Origin of the sequence: Flectobacillus major DSM 103 (genome assembly GCF_000427405.1) — a bacterium.
Classification (GTDB): Bacteria; Bacteroidota; Bacteroidia; order Cytophagales; family Spirosomataceae; genus Flectobacillus; species Flectobacillus major.
Genome location: NZ_KE386491.1, coordinates 4,592,352 through 4,612,750 on the forward strand (window position 1 = coordinate 4,592,352; position 20,399 = coordinate 4,612,750).

Genomic DNA, 20,399 nt, shown 5'->3' on the forward strand with positions numbered 1-20,399 from the left:
TATACTTGATAGATTTATGAGCTGCCAATAAGATTATTTTCAAATTAGTGATGTTTGAATACTGACTAATAAATGAATACAACCCGTTATTAGGCTCAGATTCAATCTCAATTACCGAATATACAGGATGAAACAACAACAACAACCTCATTGTACATTGTGTGGCAGAGGCCAGAAAGATGTGCCGTTATTGCTACAAGGTATGGAGGGTCATGTGTGTAGTGAGTGTATCACTCAGGCATATCAGGTAGTTCAACAGGAGGTTAACCCAACCAAGGCAAGAGGAGGTGATAAAAAAAGAGGTCCCAAATTTGAACTCATTAAGCCAATCGAAATGAAGAAATATCTTGACCAATACGTAATTGGACAAGATGAGGCCAAAAAACACCTTTGTGTAGCTGTTTATAATCACTACAAAAGATTAATGCAGCCCCAAAGTGACGATGAAGTACAGATTGAAAAATCTAATATTATCATGGTAGGCGAAACTGGTACAGGAAAAACGTATATGGCTCGTACAATTGCCAAAATGTTACAAGTACCTTTCTGTATTGCCGATGCTACTGTTATTACTGAAGCGGGGTATGTCGGCGAAGACGTTGAGAGTATTTTGACTCGCCTTTTGCAGGCGGCTGATTATGATGTTGCCAAAGCCGAAATGGGTATTGTGTTTATTGACGAAATAGACAAAATTGCCCGAAAGTCAGACAACCCATCAATTACTCGTGATGTTTCGGGCGAGGGGGTTCAGCAGGCTTTACTCAAGCTGTTGGAAGGTGCTGTAGTGAACTGCCCACCGCAAGGTGGCCGTAAGCACCCCGATCAAAAAATGATTGCTGTCAATACCGAAAATATCTTATTTGTGTGTGGTGGTGCTTTTGACGGTATCGACCGCCATATTGCCAAACGCCTCAATACACAGCCTATTGGTTTTACTAAGGATTCGACTTTCCACGACGAATTCGATGAAAATCATGTAATGCGTTATGTTACGTCACAAGATTTAAAATCGTTTGGTTTAATCCCTGAGTTGTTGGGTCGTTTGCCAGTGGTTACATATTTGAACCCACTTGACAAAGAAACGCTTCTGTCGATTTTAAAAACACCGAAAAATGCCATAACTAAACAATACCAAAAGTTGTTTAAGATGGAGGGAATAGATATAACTTTTGACGACGAAGCATTGGTATATATTGTAGATCAAGCTATGCAATATAAGCTTGGGGCTCGTGGGCTACGTTCTATCTGCGAGTCTATTATTACAGATGCTATGTTTGAGTTACCGTCGCAGGAGGAAATAAAAGAGTTCCATGTAACCATTGATTATGCTCGTGCTAAGTTTGAAAAAACGGTTATGCATAAAATGAAAAAAGCAGCCTAAATTTGCTAGAATGGTTATTTTGAAAATCCTCTTGAGTACCTCAAGGGGATTTTTTATACTTACTCTGCCAGTATAACGTTTTGTAAAAAAAGACATAAATAGGTAATTGAACGATAAGGCTGTTGAGTAGTGAACTACTTGAATACAATACTTAGCCTTCCACCGTTCATTTACTTAATATTAGGCTATCTTTATATGGGTAGAAATACATTCAATTTTTAGTGTACCTATAATTCCAACAGACAAATGATACAGAAAAAAGCAGTTGTTTTATTACATGGGTTTGGTGAAGACGCATCTGTTTGGTCTGGATTTGTTCCTTTCCTACAAAAGAGTTTCTTGATTTTTACACCAGACTATGCAAGGCTCAGCGATCTTACAACGATGGACGATTACGCCGAGTTTGTTCATACCTTGTTGGTAACCGAAGGGGTAGAGCGTTGTACCGTTATTGGGCATTCAATGGGCGGATATATCGCTTTGGCTTTTGCCGAGAAATATCCTGAAATGATAACTGGGTTAGGATTGTTTCATTCTACGGCCTATCAGGACTCTGACGAAAGAAAAGCATTAAGAACTAAAAATGTAGAATTTTTAGGGAAGTTTGGTACAGAGTTTTTTATCAAAAACTTTACCCCTAATCTTTATGCCGAAGAATTTGTCAATAGTAATCCAGAAGTTATCAAGAAACATATTGCCTATTCGTCAAATTTACCCATAGATGCACTTATAGTAGCTATGGAGGCAATGCGTGTTCGTCCCGATAGGCAACATATTATCAAAGATGCTACTTATCCAGTGATGTATATTGTGGGTAAAAAAGACAAAAGTATTTCGCCCGAAGATGCTTTGGCACAGATAGCTCTCAGGAAAAATGTGGCATCGCTAATCCTAGATAACGTTGGCCACATGGGTATGGTAGAAGAACCAGAAGAATGTATTCGATTTGTCAAGAAATTTTTGTTGGTATAGAAGCTCAATTATTTCCTGAAATCAGGAATTTTTAGGGGCAAAGATTGTCTACTAGCTTTTTCAATAAGTGTTTTCTTATTAGCCGTCAAATAATTGATTAGGCTGTAACAAAAAACGGGCTTCAAATCAATGAAGCCCGTTTTTGTTATTGTTGAGGAATTACTATAATTAGAATTTATCCCAGAACAATTTAGTAGTAACCTTGTCAGCACCGATTGCTTTTGATGCCGCCGACCAGTTTGTCTGATTAAGTGTTTGTTCACCTACAGGGTAAGTAAATCTAACAGGGATATCAGCGTATGTTTTGTTGGCAGGAAGGTTAAAGATAGGATAATCTAAACGTCTCCATTCAGTCCAAGCTTCAAAGCCACGGTTATACAAAGCAATATACTTTTGCAAGGCAATTTTTTGCTTGAATGTACCAGATGCAGTAGCGTAAGCTACGTCTGGTGTTGCCAAGTAAGCAGAAGCATCAGCTTCTGAGCCACCCCAATAAGTAATAGAAGCAGTAACCCCTTTTTTGTAGAAATCTTCGGCAGTACCACCAACACTAAAGCCACGAGCTGCCGCTTCGGCCAAGCCAAAAGCTATTTCAGGATAATCCATAATAACCCCTTCGTTGGTAGGAGTAAAGAAGATGTCACCAATTTGAGAGAAGTTGGTGTAGTTACCACCAGCCGCATACGGAGCACCTACATATTTGCCACCCAATAGCGTAAAGAATGTAGCTCTACGAGGGTCATTTAGCTTATTCATGATGTCAACAACTGTATTAGCAGGAACATAGTCGTGACGACCACTTTGTACTAAATCTAACCATACAGGGTTGGTATTTGGTACAGAACCATAATAGCCAAGTCTGAAGTTATCACTATTAGAAGTGAAAACCCCTTTAGCAGCAGCCTCAATCAATGTTTTAGCAGTAGTAGCATCAACGTCAACTAAGTTCAAGCCAATTTTCAATTTTAAACCATTCGCAAACTTTTTCCATTTGGTCATGTCTCCGCCATATACTAAATCAGCCGAGCCAAATGAACCACTCGAAGTATTGATTGCATTGATAGCCACGTCCAATCTTTTTGCTAAATCTAAATAAATTGTTTTAGCATCGTCATATTTAGGGTTTACATTGCTAGGGTTCAATGCCTCAGTATAAGGGATATCGCCAAATGTATCAACCAAAACTTGGTAAGAATAGATATTCAATAACTCAATAACCAAAAGTTTGTTGGCTTTTGCTACAGTTTCATCAGCTCCGATAGGAGTTTCGGCTGTAACCAAAATTTTAGCTTCTTTAAGGTTATTCAAAATATTGAAGTAAAAACGCAACCAAACTGCATCAGGGATTTTACGAGTAGTAATATCGTAGTTACTTTCGTCAGTGTAGGTAGTTTCAGTCCATTGTTGGGCAAACAAACGGAATACGTTGCGGTTTACGCTAGTATTTACCATTTGTTCAAAAAGGTTAGTTTGAGCGGCTGCAAAAACCGTAGCCGATGGCACCGAGCCCGAGCTAGGGTGCTTGGTATCTGTATTCAACTCTTCAAGATTGCTCTCACAAGACGTTGCCAGAAGTGCTATTGTTAAAAATGATATGATTCTTTTCATTTGAGTAATATTTATTTTTTCGCTAGATAAAATTGTCTCTTGTACTAAAGCATAAAAGCTTGTTGAGAGAAATTAAATTAGAACGAGAATTTAAGACTTGCACCAACTTCTCTTACTGCAGGATAAACACCCGACTGCCATCCAGAAAGGTTACCAGAGGTTAAGCCATCTTCTGGGTCAGCATAAGGCAAGTTTTTGTGGATAATCCAAAGGTTACGTCCTACCAAAGAGAATGAAGCTCCTTTGATAAATTTATCTCCACCAAACAATGAAGAAGGTAATTTATACGAAACGGTTACTTCTCTTAATTTTACGTAGCTAGCATCATAAACAAATGCTCCAGCAGGGTTTCTTCTATAACCAAAGATACCGTAGTTTTCGCCACTAACACGCTTTGTATTAGCTGAACCATCGGCCAAAACGCCTGGGTAAATATAACCACCACCATCAGCAATAGAGCTTCTTACAGGCTTACCATTGTCATTCAAAGGTACTGTTTCAGCATACAAACCTGTAGCCAAACCATAATATTGGTCTAACGAGAATACACTACCGCCTTTTTGAATATCAATCAAGAAACTAAATGATAAGTTTTTGTAGTTCAAAGTATTGGTAATACCCATTTTCCAATCTGGTGTTACATTTCCGATAACACTTGTTGCATCGCTTTGAGCATAATAACCTGTTGAAGCAACTACTTTTTGTCCATTAAGGTAAACAAAGTTTGTTCCTTTCAATACACCGTAAGGCTGGCCAATTGTAGCATTCAAGGTTACACCACCACCAAATGAACCTAATTGTAGGTTATCAACACCATCGTACAATTCAACTACCTTGTTGCGGTTCATTGTGTAGTTTACACCGATTCTCCAAGACAAGTTGGTGATTTGAACAGGAATAGCAAAAGCCGAAAGTTCGATACCTTTGTTTTCGATAGTACCAGCATTTACATATTTTCGGTCATAACCTGTTGCTTTCGAAATCGCTACTGGCATGATTTGGTCTACAGAAAGAGTGCGGTATACTGTTGCATCGAATCCGATTCTGTTTTTCATGAACTTCATTTCTAAACCAATTTCAGTACTTTTTGTACGTTCAGGTTTCAAGTTCGGGTTATTCAACGTTGAGCTAAGAGCAAACAAAGTTTGTCCACCAAAAGCATCTCTGTTATCAGCATTCAAGTTGGTTGGTTTTACATAAGTATTCAACAAACTCAAAGCAGGAGCCGTATTACCTACCTCAGCGTAGTTAGCTCTGATTTTACCGAAGCTCAATGCAGGCCAGCTTTCTCCTAATTTATTGGAGAAAATATAGCTCAAAGAAGCAGATGGATAGAAGTATGTGTTGTTAGCAACAGGAAGTGTTGAAGAAACATCTCTACGAGCGGTAACGTCCAAGAACAATTCGTTTTTATAACCCAATGAAGCACTAGCAAAAATACCTTCTTGGTAAATTTCATAAGCACTTTCAGTTGGAGCACTTACTGCTGAAGCAGAGTTGGCCAAAGCATAAATACCAGGAACTACCAAACCACCTTGTGTACTTGCATAAACACTGTTTACTTGAGTTCTACGAAGGTTGGCACCAATCATACCTTTTACGTTGAAATCTTCAGAAAGGTCTTTGTGGATATTAGCAAAAAGGTCATAGTTCAATTCTCTGAAAGTACGGTCATAACGAGAGTATTTTGCAGTACCGTCGTTGTTGATAGAACCTACAGCAACACGTTCTTCTTGAGATTCTGTATAGGTATCCATCGAAATACGACCCAATACATCAATATCATTAGTGATTTTGTAGTTCAATGCCACATTACCAAACAAACGGTTTCTCCAGTCAGTTTCGTAGTTGTTGGCACGTTGCCAGTAAGGGTTATCCCAATAAATTGGTTTCAAATCTGTAGGGTCAGCCCAGTTCCAAGTAATGTTTTTGCCAGTTCTGTCAAATGCCGATTTCAAATCCAAGATGTCAACGTTTGTTTGATACCATTGACGGAAGCTAGACATAATGTTGTCTGAATAACCATTGCTATAACGACCTTTAGCATCTTGACGAGCAAAGTTGATATTAGTAGTAACCGTCAATTTTTTGTTGAAATCATGTGAACCAGAGAACGAGAAATTGTTTTTCTGGATACTACTGTTTGGCATAATACCTTTTTGATCGAAACGTGTGTAAGAAACACGGAAAGTACCGTTTTCGCCACCGCCGTCGATAGAGATGTTACCATTGAAGGTTTGAGCATCATTGAAGAACTTAGCAGGGGTATTTTGAGCGGCAGTCCAAGGGCTAGACTTGCCATATAAAGGAGAAGATGGGTCAAAAGAACGCCAGTCATAAACTTGTTTTGAAGCATCGAATTTAGCACCCCAAGACGCATCCTCAGACGTAGGAACTACCAAGTCATCTTTACCGTCGCCGTTGATGTCACGATACAAAAATTGTCCTGTAGGGTCTTCATAATACAAACCATAACCACCACCATATTGGTTTTGGTATTTAGGGAAAGTACTTTTGTCGATAGAACCTACCGTGTAACCCATACCCACCGAAACACCTAATCCTTGATTTTTTCTACCTTTTTTAGTAGTAATCATAACTACACCATTGGCAGCTCTTGAACCGTAAAGTGCAGTTGAAGCAGCACCTTTCAATACGTTGATAGACTCAATGTCGTCTGGGTTAATATCTGAAGCAGCATTACCGTAGTCATAACCACCACCACCTTGGGCTGTCGACGAGCTTGTCGTGTTTGAGTTGTCGATAGGTACACCATCCACTACAAACAAAGCTTGGTTGTTACCAGTCAAAGATTTGAAACCACGTACAACAATGTTTGTTGAAGCACCCATGTTGTTATTACGTTTGATTTCAACCCCCGATACTTTACCCGACAATGAGTTGATAAAGTTACTTTCTTTGGCAGTACTCACTTGGTCTCCTTTTACTTCTTGTGAGGCATAACCCAATGATTTTTTATCACGAGAAATACCCAAAGCTGTTACTACTACCTCCGAAAGAGTAGATGTACTAGGTACAAGTTTAATATCAATTACTGTTTGGTTACCAATACTTACTGTTTGAGGAGTGAAACCAACCGAAGAAAATATTAATGATACGCCATTAGCAACCGATAAGCGGTAAGAACCATCGGCCGAAGAAGTTGTTCCTTTTGAAGTTCCTTTTACCGAAATACTTACACCTGGGATAGGAGTGCCATCGTCAGACGATGTAACTTTCCCTGTAATTTGCCTGTCTTGAGCAAATGTGTTACCAAACTGAGCCAATAAAAGCAAAGTGGTAAGCAGTAGGAGTTTTCTCATATTTGTATTGATTTATATTGATTATGAAATTAAAAAATGCACAAGTATATATCTCCAAATAATACAGTGGAGACGATCAATCATTATATTCTTGAATTCTAAAGTATATACTAGAGCCATTGGGTTTTATACAACTCAATGTCCTTGACTTCTGTATTATACTGTTATATGTGGTGGTTAAGAGGAAAACCTAAGAAATCGCTAGGTTAGGCTTTCTGACATGTAATAAAATAAATAGTTAATTAAACTATGCAATCGAGCATAGCAAAGCGATTGAATGTACTTCTGGTAAAAAATGAGAGGTTAGTTATAGTGTTGTTAGAAAAAGAATGTACAACTCTTTTGGAAAAAATAGTAAGAACGTTAATAAAAGTATCTAGATTTATCATAATTGGATATTAAATTTTACAAATGAAAATAGTACGTTTTCATTTGTAAAATAGATTGTTTTAAGTTTTATCGACGAAGTATTATACTATCAAATCTGTAATTTCAAACTTCTCGCCATCGAATAATCCGAGGTCGGAAAGCTTTAAATTAGGAATCACCAAAAGGGCCATAAACGAAAGACTCATAAAGGGAGATTTCAGTTTTGTTCCTAATTCTTTTGCAAATTTATCAATTTCCGAATAATTATTTGCTATATCATAGCCATTTTCTCCAGACATTAATCCTGCTATTGGTAAAGGTAGTACCCTCGATACACCATCACTTGACACCGCCGATACCCCTCCTTGTACTTCAATTATTAGGTTTACGGCATCACAAATTGCCTTTTCGTCGATACCAACAGCTACAATATTATGCGAATCATGAGCCACAGATGAGGCAATTGCTCCATTTTTTAGGCCGAAATTTTTTATAAAACCAATAGCTGGTTGGGCATTTTTATAGCGATTTACTACTACAATTTTCAAAATATCGTGTTCAAGGTCTGATATAATACGTCCATTTTCTACTTTTGCCTCATGTTCTGATTTCAAAGTTATTAACTGTCCGTCCAAAACTTCTATGACTTTAATCAGGTTTTTTGAAGATTCTGGTGCTGCAACTTCAAATTCTTGTGGCTCTTTGAGATTGCAACAAAATTGATTAACAATTTTGCTTGATAGGTTCGGAATAAAGGTTTGTCCAGCCTCGGCTATTTTCTCGCCATTGAGGTAAGTACTCAATACATTAAAGTCTTCCAAATTATCAATCATAATAAAATCGGCAGGGTCATTTTTTCTGAGTAAACCTACGGGCAAATTGTAATGTACAATAGGGTTTACACTGGCTACTTGTAAGATTTCAAATAGCAAATCAGGAAACAGTGCCAAAGCTCTTTTTACCAGCTGATTGATGTGTCCTTCTACCAAATTATCGGGGTGTTTGTCGTCTGAACAAAACATCATATTTGGATAATGTTCAGGCAAAAGGCCAATCAGAGCATCGAAATTTTTGGCAGCCGAGCCTTCTCGAATCAAAATTTTCATACCAAAATGTAGCTTATCCAAAGCCTCTTCGGCCGTAAAACACTCGTGGTCGGTTTGGCAACCCGCCTGAATATAGCGGAAAGCCTGTTCGCCTCGTAGGCCAGGTGCATGGCCATCTACAGGTTTATTAAACTGCTGTGCTAAGGCAATTTTGGCCAACATATCGGGGTCGCCGTTCAATACCCCTGGAAAATTCATCACTTCGGCCAGATAGCCTACTTCGGGGTATTGTTCAAAAAGATATTGTATATCGTTGGGAGTAATAACCGCCCCTGCTGTTTCAAAAGTAGTAGCAGGTACACACGAAGGGGCCCCAAAACAAAACTTAAATGGTGTTTTTCGAGCATTTTCGATCATGTATTCTACCCCTTGTACACCCAAAACATTACCAATTTCATGAGGGTCCGACACCGTTGCTACAGTTCCGTGTACAACCGCCAATCTGGCAAATTGTACAGGCGTAAGCATCGAGCTTTCAATATGTACGTGAGCATCTACAAAACCCGACAAAATATAAGGGGTATTGTTCTGAGGTGTTTCTGACAAAATGGTTATATCGGTAATAATTCCTGCATCAATGGTAATTTGACCAAAATTGATTTTTTTTTCGAGAATGTTGATGATGTTTGCTAAAACCTGCATAAAAGTACTTGTTTGATTGTCAGATATTTGTTTTCTTTAACTACTGAATCCTATTTGATTGACTCTTAACTCTGCCTCAAGTTACTTATCTTTGCACAAAATATCTATTCAATGAAGAAAATCATTATTGCTCTCGACGGTTATTCTAGTTGTGGAAAAAGCACAACAGCCAAACGTGTTGCCGCTAAATTAGGTTATGCTTTTATAGACACAGGTGCTATGTATAGGGCTGTGAGCCTGTACTTTCATGAACACCATATCACCCTAACGAATCCTAAAGAAGTAGAAAAAGCTTTGTCCGAGATTCATATTACGTTCCATTTCAACGAGCAGCGGGGGGCAAGCGATGTTTACCTCAATGGCCTGAATGTAGAGGAGGAAATCCGTAAAATGTATATTTCGCAAATGGTGAGCGAGGTGAGTGCTATTACCGTTGTAAGAAAAGCAATGGTAGCCCAACAACAAAAAATGGCCAAAAACCGTGGTGTGGTAATGGACGGACGCGATATTGGAACAAAGGTGTTTCCTGATGCCGAAGTAAAAGTATTCATGACTGCCGACCCCGTAATCAGAGCCGAACGTCGCCAATTGGAGCTTTTGCAAAAAGGTGAAATGGTAGATTTGAACGAAATTCTCGAAAACCTCAAAAAAAGAGATATTATCGATTCTACCCGTGAGGAAGGCCCATTGGTACAGGCCGAAGACGCTGTATTGATGGATACCTCTTTTATGACCCTAGAAGAGCAAGTGGCTTTTGTAGTACAGTTGCACGATGCCAAAATAGCTTTACTATAGTATAAAGCAGGTTACTGGATATTTTACAAAACAGGTATACCTAGTGGGTTATATCCTTTGTGTAATTGTCCAGTAATCAGTGTTGGCTTATTAACTTAAATCAGTAACATAGTTGAATGATTGAGAAAAAAACGGATTATCTTATTGTTGGACAAGGCTTGGCTGGTTCTGTACTGGCGTATGCCTTGATGCAAGCCAAGCAAAGCGTATATGTACTAGATGCCCATTTGTTGCCATCGTCATCGAAGGTGGCTGCAGGTATTTATAATCCCGTAACAGGGCGTAAATTAGTAAAAACATGGAAGGCCGATACGCTTTTCCCTTTTCTCGAAACCTATTACGCTGCTCTCGAAAAAGAATTAGGTGCGTCGTTTTTTCATCCAACCCCCATGTATCGCCCCTTTCCTAATCAGGCTATCAAAGATTTCTTGACTCAGCCCGAAGCCCAAAATACTTTTGGCGATTTTGGTACGGTGAGCTTGCCCAGCCAAATGCACCAAGGTATTGTAAAAAACGAATTAGGAGGTATTACAACAAAACATTCTGGATGGGTTAATTTACCTGTTTTGCTAGAAGCTTTCCAAGCTTTTTTTACTCAAAAAGAAGTTTTACTTCAACATTCTTTCAACATTGCTGGTTTAGATATAAATCATCAGCAATATAGGATTGATGAAAACCAATCTATCAACTTTCAAAAAATTATTTTTTGTGAAGGTTTTTACGGAAAAGATAATCCTTTCTTTGCTTGGTTGCCATTTAGCCCTGTAAAAGGAGAGGTTTTAACCATTCAATTTAACGAAACCATAGGGCTAAAAGAAATTATCAATCAAGGTGCTTTTGTGGTGCCTCTAACCAGCCATACTTGTCGGCTAGGGGCTACCTACAGCTGGCATCAGCTAGACTGGACCCCAACAGAAAAAGGGCGAGAAGAATTGCTAGACAAATATGATAAACTGATGATTCCGAGGGTATCGGTGCTGAATCATTTGGCTGGGGTACGTCCTGCTACACAAGACCGCCGCCCCTTTCTAGGCGTTCATCCATCAGTGGGTAGTGTCGGTATTTTTAATGGCTTAGGCTCAAAAGGCGTTTCTTTAGCACCCTATTTAGCCCAACATTTTGTAGATTTCCTTGTGAATGAAAAAGAACTTGACAACGAAGTCAATATAAATCGTTTCGCTTCGTTATATTTAGGCCGTGAGAAATAAGATATGAGTTTCTGGCTCGCTCGCTAACTTATATATAGCTTGTCTTGAGGCTTTTTAGCACCTTGTTTATATCTTATGGCTCTTCGCTCAAAGCTTAAAGAACAATGAAAAAACTCTTACTGATACTATTTTTGGTAGCGTCTTATTTCGCCAAAGCTCAAACTACGTTTCCGACCCAAGAGCCTTTTGGTAAAAACCGAATTCAATATAGACCATTTAATTGGAGGGTATTGAGTACCCAAAACTTTGAGGTGTATTATTATGAAGGCGGCCAACAAACTGCTACTTTGGCGATTCAAATGGCCGAATCGGAGTTTGATAAAATTACCGATATATTGGGCTATTCTCCTTTTGGACGTACCAAAATTTTTGTCTATAATGCCACTCAAGACCTCAACCAAAGCAATGTTGGTTTGAATCTTTCAAGCGAAAAAGAAATTCGGGACGAAAATCTTTCTAAATCAAGAATAGAAATAGCCTATTCGGGCAATGCTACGGCTTTTAGAAAAGACCTCACCCGCGAAATTGCAAGGGTATTTGTGCATGATATGTTGTATGGTGGTAGTATTAAAGAATCTCTCCAAAACTCATTGCTATTGAGTGTACCCGAATGGTTTGTTAATGGTATTACCAATTATATTGCAGAGGGCTGGAGTACCGAAATGGATTCTTATATGACCGATGCCCTACTCAATAAATACCTCAAACGACCGAATCAGGTAGCAGGTCAAGAAGCTGCATTGGTTGGACAAGCTATCTGGAATTATATTGCCGAAAGATACGGTCGAGACAATATTTCTAATATCCTTAATCTTACTCGTATTATCAGAAATGAACAAACGTCTATTTCAAGTACTTTAGGAATGCCTTTTAGTAGATTTTTGAAAGAGTGGCGTGAGTTTTACTTAACCAATACTGAACAAATCAATTCGGCATATACTATTCCGAAGTTTGATTTTAAAATTGCAGAATCGAAAATCAATAGCACTTCTCGTGTCAATAAGTTTAGAATTAGTCCAGATGGTGCATTTGTGGCTTATTCTAGAAATGAGCTAGGACGTGCCAGTGTTGAAATTGTAAACCTAAAAACGAAGGCTTCTGAAACACTGCTTATTTCGGGCTATAGAACACTCAACCAATCTGTTGATAACAATACACCGCTGGTTTCTTGGACAAAGGGAGGCTCGTTGGCGGTTATTTTTGAAGACAGAGGTGATGTTATGTTATATCTTTTCTCGAATATTACCGAAAAAGATTTGACGGGGTCTCTCCAAACCAAGCGGATCCTCAAAAACTTTGATCAAATCAATGACTTTGATATTTCTGACAGTGGTACAAGTATTGTATTCAGTGCTCAAAGCAAAGGACAAAATGATTTATTCCTTTTCGATATTTCAAGAGCCGCTCTAACACAACTTACCAATGACTATTACGACGACCTAAGTCCACAGTTTGTAGGCTCGGCAGGTAAGGTGATTTTTGTTTCTAATAGATTAAAAGACTCATTAGAAACCGATAAAGGAAGCTACAAAACGCTAAATAATACTTTCAATCTGTTTTTGCACGAAGGAAAGCCTAAATCAGAAACTGTAAAACGCTTGGTAGACTCGTTGGGTAGTATATCGCGGCCAATCGTTGCCGATGCCAATACCGTTTATTTTATTAGCGACGAAAAAGGAATCAAGAATATTTATAAACTCAATGCTGGAGACAATTCGGCTAATCAGGTTACTAATTTTAGGGGCGATATTGCAGATTTTGATTATAGTATAGCTACCAATAGTTTGGTATACCGTTTTTTTGAAAATAACAATGACATTTTGGTATATCAGAAAAATGCTGATTTGAGTATCAAAGGTAATGTGCCTTATACCAATAGAAATGTCAAATTGTTTGGGGTTCAGCAAATACAAAATAAAGAAAGCCATAAAGAAGCAAAAGCACCTGTCAAAGAAGCTCCTAAAGAAGTGGCTGCTGCTCCTTCAATAGTATTAGAGCCTGGCGAAGTAGATACTGAAAATTATCAGTTTGAAGAAGGTGCAACAGCCAAAAGCTCGACCACCGATAAAAAGAACGAAAAAAGAACAAGAGCCGATAAAATTATTTTGTCGAAACAATCTCGAAAAGATAATATCAAAATCAAAGGGCCTACCGATTACAATAATGCTTTTGTGGTAAATGGTACCGAAACCGACTTTGTTGTAGACCCACTACCCCAACGTGGATTTGGCTTGAAGGCAAGTTTGAATATGAATGATTTGTTAGAAAATCATTTATTAAAAACAGGTATTTTTATTACCCCGAATCTCAAGAACTCAGATTTGTGGGCTGAGTATTCGTATTTGGCCAAAAAAATAGACTACTCTGTTCGATTCGACAGAAGGTCGGTAAGTGAAGATGGCGAGATTATAGATACCAAGTACCGCTTGAATAAATTGTCATTTACGGCTTCATATCCGTTCAACGCCAATGCCCGACTAACGGTAACACCATCGTTTACCACAACCCGCTATTATGAGTTTAATCTCAATCAGAGTACAACAGCTCCTTATCTGCCTACCATCAATGCTGATTATCTAGGAGCTCGTGCCGAATTTGTTTACGATAACACGATTAGTCATGGTATCAATCAACTCGAAGGTACACGTTTCAAAGTACGTTTTGACCATTATACGGGTGTTACTTCAGCCTCTGATGGCTTTGAAAAAGTAAGCATTGATTTTCGCCATTATATCCGATTGGGGAAAGGTACTATTCTTGCATTTAGAGGAGCAGGAGGGCATTCGTTTGGCAATGCACCCAAAGCCACTATTATGGGAGGTATGGACAACTGGCTAGATTGTAAGTATGAAGAAACCAATAGCAAAAGTAATCCATTTACATCGTCGTCGATTACTCGTGATTTGTTGTTCTTAGACTATGCTACGCCTTTGCGTGGGTTCAATATCAATAAAATATCAGGAACATCTTATATGTCGTTTAATGCCGAGGTTCGCTTCCCGATTGCTAAGTATTTATATTCAGGGCCGATTTATTCTAATTTCTTTAAAAACTTACAGCTAACAGGCTTTACCGATATTGGTACAGCTTGGACAGGCACTGGCCCTTTTTCAAGAAGAAATGCTTTTAATACCTATGTTTTACCTAACCTGACAGAAGAACAGATAGCCAAAGGAGAAAATATTCCTTTCAAAGCTACCATTACCGACTTCCGAAGCCCATTCTTATTGGGTTATGGAGCTGGTGTTAGAACCACAATTTTAGGTTATTTTGTGAAGTTTGATATAGCTTGGGGGCTAGAAAACAAAGAAATCAAGAGTCCTATTTCTTACCTAACCTTAGGGTATGATTTTTAGGGTTATCGTTATAGGTACAATCCCTTTCAGGTTACTGAAAGGGATTTTTTTTGTACTATAAATAACTCAATACCCCTTTTCTTAGTAGCGGTATATTTCATCAATATTATAATTTTCAGCTACCTTTGTCTATACTTATTTCTAAAAACTATGAAAAAAATACTATTAATAACCTGTGCGTTTGTTATGATGGGGCATATTATATATGCACAAACATTTCAGGAATCGAACCTGCCCATTCTAAAAATTACTACCCAGTACAATAGGTATATTCCTGATGAGCCCAAAATATTAGCTACTTTAGAGCTTATTAATAATGGTAGTAATCAGGTAAACAAACTTCAAGATAGCCCCAAAGATTATAATGGATTTATTGGAATAGAACTGCGGGGGTCTTCGTCCAAAGACCTTTTCCCTAAAAAGCCCTATGGCTTTGAAACATGGATAGATACCACCCAAAAAAGTCAGAAAGTGAGTCTATTGGGTATGCCCGAAGAATCGGACTGGGTACTGAACGCTACCTACAACGATAAGACACTCATGCGAGATGTATTGGCCTATCGGTTAGCCAATCAGATGGGGCGATACGCTACCAAAACACGCTACTGTGAATTGGTATTGAATAATAGCTATCAGGGCGTATATATTTTGATGGAAAAAATAAAAAGAGACAAAAATAGGGTAGATGTTACAAGCTTAAAGAAAACCGATAATTCGGGCGATGCTCTAACAGGCGGTTATATCTTGAAATTTGACAAAACAAGTGGCTCGCCTTCTCGGTTTTGGACCAATACTAGTATACCTCAACTATTGTATCAGGTAGAATACCCCAAATATGCCGATTTAACCAACGAGCAATTGAATTATATCAAGCAATATATTACTCAATTTGAGCAGTCGCTTAATGATTCAGGTTACCAAAGCCCCGATGCCGAATGGCGTAAAATGATAGACTTAGACGCTTTTGTTGATTATTTTATTTTAACAGAATTTACCAAAAATGTAGACGGGTATCGCTTGAGTACGTATTTCTACAAAGACCGAAATAGTAAAGATGGTAGGCTAAAAATGGGGCCTGCTTGGGACTACAACCTTGCCTTTGGCAATGCTGATTATTATGATGGATATAAAGTAATGGGTTGGCAATATGAGGTCAATAATATCGCGATTCCTCAGGGCGATATTTATCCTGCTCCTACATGGTGGAGTACAATGGCCAACGATTCTATTTTTATGAAAAAAGCGGCTATGCGTTGGAAAAGCCTTCGGAAATCTATTTTGAATAACGAAAATATCAGTCAGTGGGTAGACTCAACAGCTACAGTGATTCAGCCAGCGATGAAACGTAATTTTGAACTTTGGACTGGGGTATTAGGAAAAAAAATTTGGCCAAATTATTATGTTGGTGCTACCTATCAAGACGAAGTGAATTGGATGAAAGATTGGATTCGTTTACGAGGTTTCTGGCTCGATGACCAATTTGCTAAGGTAGGCTTGGTATTGGGCAATGAACCCACTTTAGAAAGCAACAAAAGCTTGAATATTGTGCCTAACCCCATCAACGACAATGCTATTTTGACCTATCATGTACTGCAAAAAGGGCATGTCCAAATTGGTATTTACGATTTGACAGGAAGGCAAATAGCCAATATTATCGACCAAAACCAAGACAAAGGAAGTTATCATATTCCTTTTGGGGTGGCACAGTCATTGCCTTCAGGTATGTATCTGCTAAATTTTCAGTTAAATGATTTACCTATCGAGCGAATCAAAATTATAAAATAATAAAAAGACCTTCGATTGTAAAAAACTATTCCCAACATAATTGTTTTTTTTTAAAATGGATATTTTGCTAACAAGGAAAAATTCATTCTGGATACAATTTTTGTTGTTTTTCAGCAGCCTTATACCCAATCCAGATTTGTTTAAATAGATTCAGCAAGAACTATTTTGAGATAACTGTGTTTAAAAATAAAAAGATTACAGAAGATAAAATAAAAAAATCAACCTATAGATAAAAATGTTTGCGAAATTTGTAGACTAAATGAAATGTTAACCAGATTATGGAACTTGAAACAATTGATGTAACTACCACCATTGTGCCACTTTTGGCTCAAACACATGCGGCTTCAGCAGCCGTAAGGCGTTTGACAGACGAACAAAAGAAAGCCGTTTTGTATCGTTTGGCCGAAACTTTAGTTGCCAACACTGCTCAGATTGTTGTCGAAAATCAAAAAGATTTAGACCGTATGGACAAAGCAGACCCCAAATATGACCGTTTGATGCTTACTGAAAAACGCATTGCCGATTTGGCAGAAAGCATCAAAGATGTAGCTAACTTAACAGATCCCTCAGGACAAGTATTGTTAGCAAAAGAATTGGGAAATGGCCTGAAAATCAAAAAAGTAGCAGTTCCCATGGGTGTAGTAGGTGTTATTTTCGAGGCCAGACCCAATGTAACGGTTGATGTAACAGCTTTGTGTATTCGTTCGGGCAATGCTGTGGTACTTAGAGGAGGCTCAGATGCCTTCGATACCAATACCTACTTGGTAAGTTTGATTCATGATGTATTACGAGAGTTTGATATAAATACCGATTGTATTCGTTTGTTGCCTACCGACCGTGCTTTTGTCAAAGAGCTACTGACAGCGGTAAGATATGTCGATTTGATTATTCCACGTGGTTCTGAATCGCTGATTCAGTTTGTTCGTAAGCACTCGTTAGTGCCAACCATCGAAACAGGGGCAGGGGTATGTCATACCTATGTTGAACAAACCGCCGATTTGGCCAAAGCTACCGAAATTGTAGTAAACGCAAAGGTGTCTCGTCCATCGGTTTGTAATTCATTAGACACCGTTTTGGTAGATGACGTAATTGCCGAGGAATTTTTACCAACCTTAATCGAAGGTTTTACTCAATGGAATGTAGAAGTATTTGCCGATGAAACAGCCTACAAAATTTTTGAAGAAGCAGGTTACAGCAATTTACAATTAGCCGAAGAGTCGGATTTTGGTAGGGAGTTTCTAGATTATAAATGCTCGGTAAAAGTTGTGACGGGTATAGATGAAGCTTTGGCACATATTAGTCAACATTCATCTCGTCATTCGGAGGCTATTTTGTCAAATAATGAAGCTTACTGTAAGCAATTTATTCAGGAAGTAGATGCCGCTGCAGTTTATACCAATGCCTCAACTCGCTTTACCGATGGTGGACAATTTGGCCTAGGAGCCGAAATTGGTATTTCTACCCAAAAACTTCACGCCAGAGGGCCTTTTGCTTTAGAAAAACTTGTTACCGAAAAGTGGATTGTAGAAGGCGATGGGCAGGTAAGATGGTAATACCCTAATTCGTATAGCATATTTTGTAGATCAAAAGGCAGCTCCCCAAGGGCCGCCTTTTGATTTTATAACCTCAGGGTACTCCTCAAGCACAGATAGATTTCAACATATCTATTTTTACAAACTGTAATGGGTATTTATATAGAACATGCTGTTATTCTTATCAGAACAGTCGTATAACCGTTACCTCGATAGCTATTCTAAAGCCTTTTCTTCTCTGTTTGCCGACTATTTGCTAACTTGCAACTATGGAAAACTTCGTAGTCTCGGCTCGGAAATATCGCCCTGCTTTGTTTGATTCTGTAGTGGGTCAATCACATATTACCACAACTCTCAAAAATGCTATTCGTACCAATCACTTGGCACAGGCTTTTTTGTTTTGTGGGCCACGTGGTGTTGGAAAAACCACGTGTGCCAGAATTCTTGCTAAAACAATCAACTGTCAGAACCTTACCCATGAGGCCGAAGCCTGTGGTGAGTGCGATTCGTGTAAGAGCTTTCAAAATAATGCTTCATTCAATATTCATGAATTGGATGCAGCTTCTAATAACTCGGTAGATGACATTCGGAACTTGATAGACCAAGTACGGTATCCCCCTCAGTCGGGTAAATACAAAATTTATATTATCGATGAGGTTCACATGCTTTCGACGAGTGCCTTCAATGCTTTTTTGAAAACACTCGAAGAACCACCAGCTTATGCCATTTTTATTTTGGCAACTACCGAAAAGCATAAAATCCTCCCTACTATTTTGTCGAGATGTCAGATTTTTGATTTCAACAGAATTCAAATTGCCGATATGACTCAGCACTTGGCCTTTATTGCTGCTAAAGAGGGGATTTTTGCCGAATTAGATGCTTTAGAATTAATTGCTCAAAAAGCTGATGGGGGCTTGCGTGATGCCCTTTCGATGTTTGACCTCAATGTGACCTTTTCAAAAGATAATACCCTGCATTATGCCGAGGTATTAGAAAATCTACACATTCTGGATTATGATTATTATTTCAGAATGACCGAAGCTTTGATGGCTTCCAAAGTGGCAGAGGCTTATTTGCTCTTTGACGAAATTTTGAAAAAAGGCTTTGACGGACATCAATTTATTGTAGGCTTACTCGAACACTTCAGAAATTTGTTGGTTTGTAAAGACCCCTCTACCATAAAGTTATTACAAGTGTCGGAAAGTGTACAGCAGAAATATTTGCAACAATCGGCCGAAGCGTCCTTTTCTTTCTTGGCATCGGCCTTGAGCTTGGGTGCTCAGTGCGACTTGACTTATAAGGCAGCCAAAAATCAGAAATTACATATTGAGATTTGTTTACTCAAAATGGCCAATATAGCTCATGTAATTAATCTTGCGTCTTTGCCCGCTGTGGAGGGTGGAGGAGTGGGAAAGTTGCAGGTTGAAAATACCAAAGTGACTACGCCAGCTGAAACACCCGTAGCTACAGCCGTTGCCAATACTACTACCGTATCAGGCGGCAATACGGGTTCGGCTGCCACAGGTATGTCGATTCCTAAAACGCCTATTGGAGGGCTAAAAACAACCGCCAACCTAGGCAAGAGTACTACTAATACAGCCCAGCAGCCTACTGTTGCTCGTGTCGAAGAGCCTGTTATTACCCAAAATAAACCCTTTACACACGACCAACTCAAAGTAAAGTGGGATGCTTTTGTAAAATGGCTAGAATCTCGTGAGCGATTTAGCGAATATGTAATCCTCAATCGTGATTTTAGTTTGAAAGGAACAACTATTCTTTTGGCCGTCGACAACGAAATCCAAGTAGAGTTGCTTACAACTGCTTTGCGTACAGAAGTGTTGACGCATTTGAGGCGTGAAATGCAAAATGCTACGATACATTTAGAAGTGAGTATTTTGAAGGAAGACGAGAAACCTATGATTTATACGCAGGCCGAAAAATTTAAGTTTTTAGCAAATAAAAATCCTGCCTTAAATGACCTTCGTAATGCCTTTGGTTTAGACTATGACTATTAAGTTGGGTTATCAATCATGGGCAAACTTTTGGTAGCAAGTAATACAAACGTCATTTTATTTCAGGCAAGGTTCATACTCTTGTAACATTGCTGACAACAGGATTAAAGGGCTTATAGGGCTGTTTTTTGCAGTATTATCTTTATAACTGGCGAAGCTATTCGCCAGTTATAAAGGTTGAATAGCCTCATTTTTAAGCCTTCAGTCACTTATTCACTAAGTAAGTATTATTCTTTTTTGAAAAAAAACTAAGTAAATAGTTGTATAACTAAAAAATTAGTTTTAGTTTTAGGTCACCAAAATATAATTC

General features: G+C 38.5%; 11 protein-coding genes. 8 read left to right on the forward strand and 3 right to left on the reverse strand.

Annotation, left to right across the window (positions count from 1 at the left end; all coding sequences use genetic code 11):
* Positions 1–127 precede the first annotated feature (127 nt).
* Both clpX and FLEMA_RS73720 read left to right on the forward strand, forming a co-directional pair.
* A complete protein-coding gene (gene clpX, locus FLEMA_RS73715) occupies positions 128–1,381 on the forward strand; it encodes an ATP-dependent Clp protease ATP-binding subunit ClpX (RefSeq protein ID WP_044173416.1) in 1,254 nt (417 codons plus the stop codon).
* 246 nt (positions 1,382–1,627) lie between these two features.
* Positions 1,628–2,353, forward strand: a complete 726-nt coding sequence (locus FLEMA_RS73720) for an alpha/beta fold hydrolase (RefSeq protein ID WP_044173417.1) — start codon at positions 1,628–1,630, stop codon at positions 2,351–2,353.
* Between the two features lie 168 nt (positions 2,354–2,521).
* Here the strand turns inward: FLEMA_RS73720 and FLEMA_RS0151780 are convergent, their stop codons facing one another.
* The 3 genes from FLEMA_RS0151780 to ade all read right to left on the reverse strand — a co-directional run bounded on the left by FLEMA_RS0151780 (position 2,522) and on the right by ade (position 9,401).
* Positions 2,522–3,961 (reverse strand): SusD/RagB family nutrient-binding outer membrane lipoprotein, encoded by a 1,440-nt coding sequence (locus FLEMA_RS0151780; protein ID WP_026997976.1) that lies wholly within the window; start codon positions 3,959–3,961, stop codon positions 2,522–2,524.
* Positions 3,962–4,038: 77 nt separating this feature from the next.
* The gene (locus FLEMA_RS0151790; RefSeq protein ID WP_026997163.1) at positions 4,039–7,284 is read right to left on the reverse strand and encodes a SusC/RagA family TonB-linked outer membrane protein; all 3,246 of its coding nucleotides are present in this window, start codon (positions 7,282–7,284) and stop codon (positions 4,039–4,041) included.
* Between the two features lie 470 nt (positions 7,285–7,754).
* Entirely contained in the window at positions 7,755–9,401 is a 1,647-nt protein-coding gene (gene ade, locus FLEMA_RS0151805; protein WP_026997164.1) for an adenine deaminase, read from the reverse strand.
* A gap of 111 nt (positions 9,402–9,512) precedes the next feature.
* Here ade and cmk point away from each other — a divergent pair, with 111 nt between their 5' ends.
* The 6 genes from cmk (at position 9,513) to FLEMA_RS0152015 (ending at position 20,092) form a co-directional block, all read left to right on the forward strand.
* Positions 9,513–10,196: a (d)CMP kinase gene (gene cmk, locus FLEMA_RS73725; RefSeq protein ID WP_044173418.1), complete on the forward strand. Its 684-nt coding sequence runs from the start codon at positions 9,513–9,515 to the stop codon at positions 10,194–10,196.
* Between the two features lie 116 nt (positions 10,197–10,312).
* A complete protein-coding gene (locus tag FLEMA_RS73730) occupies positions 10,313–11,404 on the forward strand; it encodes an NAD(P)/FAD-dependent oxidoreductase (RefSeq protein WP_044173419.1) in 1,092 nt (363 codons plus the stop codon).
* A gap of 104 nt (positions 11,405–11,508) precedes the next feature.
* Positions 11,509–14,760: a hypothetical protein gene (locus FLEMA_RS73735; protein WP_044173421.1), complete on the forward strand. Its 3,252-nt coding sequence runs from the start codon at positions 11,509–11,511 to the stop codon at positions 14,758–14,760.
* 150 nt (positions 14,761–14,910) lie between these two features.
* On the forward strand, positions 14,911–16,545 hold the full coding sequence (locus FLEMA_RS73740) for a CotH kinase family protein (protein ID WP_044173423.1): 1,635 nt from the start codon (positions 14,911–14,913) through the stop codon (positions 16,543–16,545).
* Between the two features lie 278 nt (positions 16,546–16,823).
* Entirely contained in the window at positions 16,824–18,098 is a 1,275-nt protein-coding gene (locus FLEMA_RS73745) for a glutamate-5-semialdehyde dehydrogenase (RefSeq protein WP_044173425.1), read from the forward strand.
* A gap of 248 nt (positions 18,099–18,346) precedes the next feature.
* Positions 18,347–20,092 (forward strand): DNA polymerase III subunit gamma/tau, encoded by a 1,746-nt coding sequence (locus tag FLEMA_RS0152015; RefSeq protein ID WP_026997977.1) that lies wholly within the window; start codon positions 18,347–18,349, stop codon positions 20,090–20,092.
* Positions 20,093–20,399: the final 307 nt, after the last annotated feature.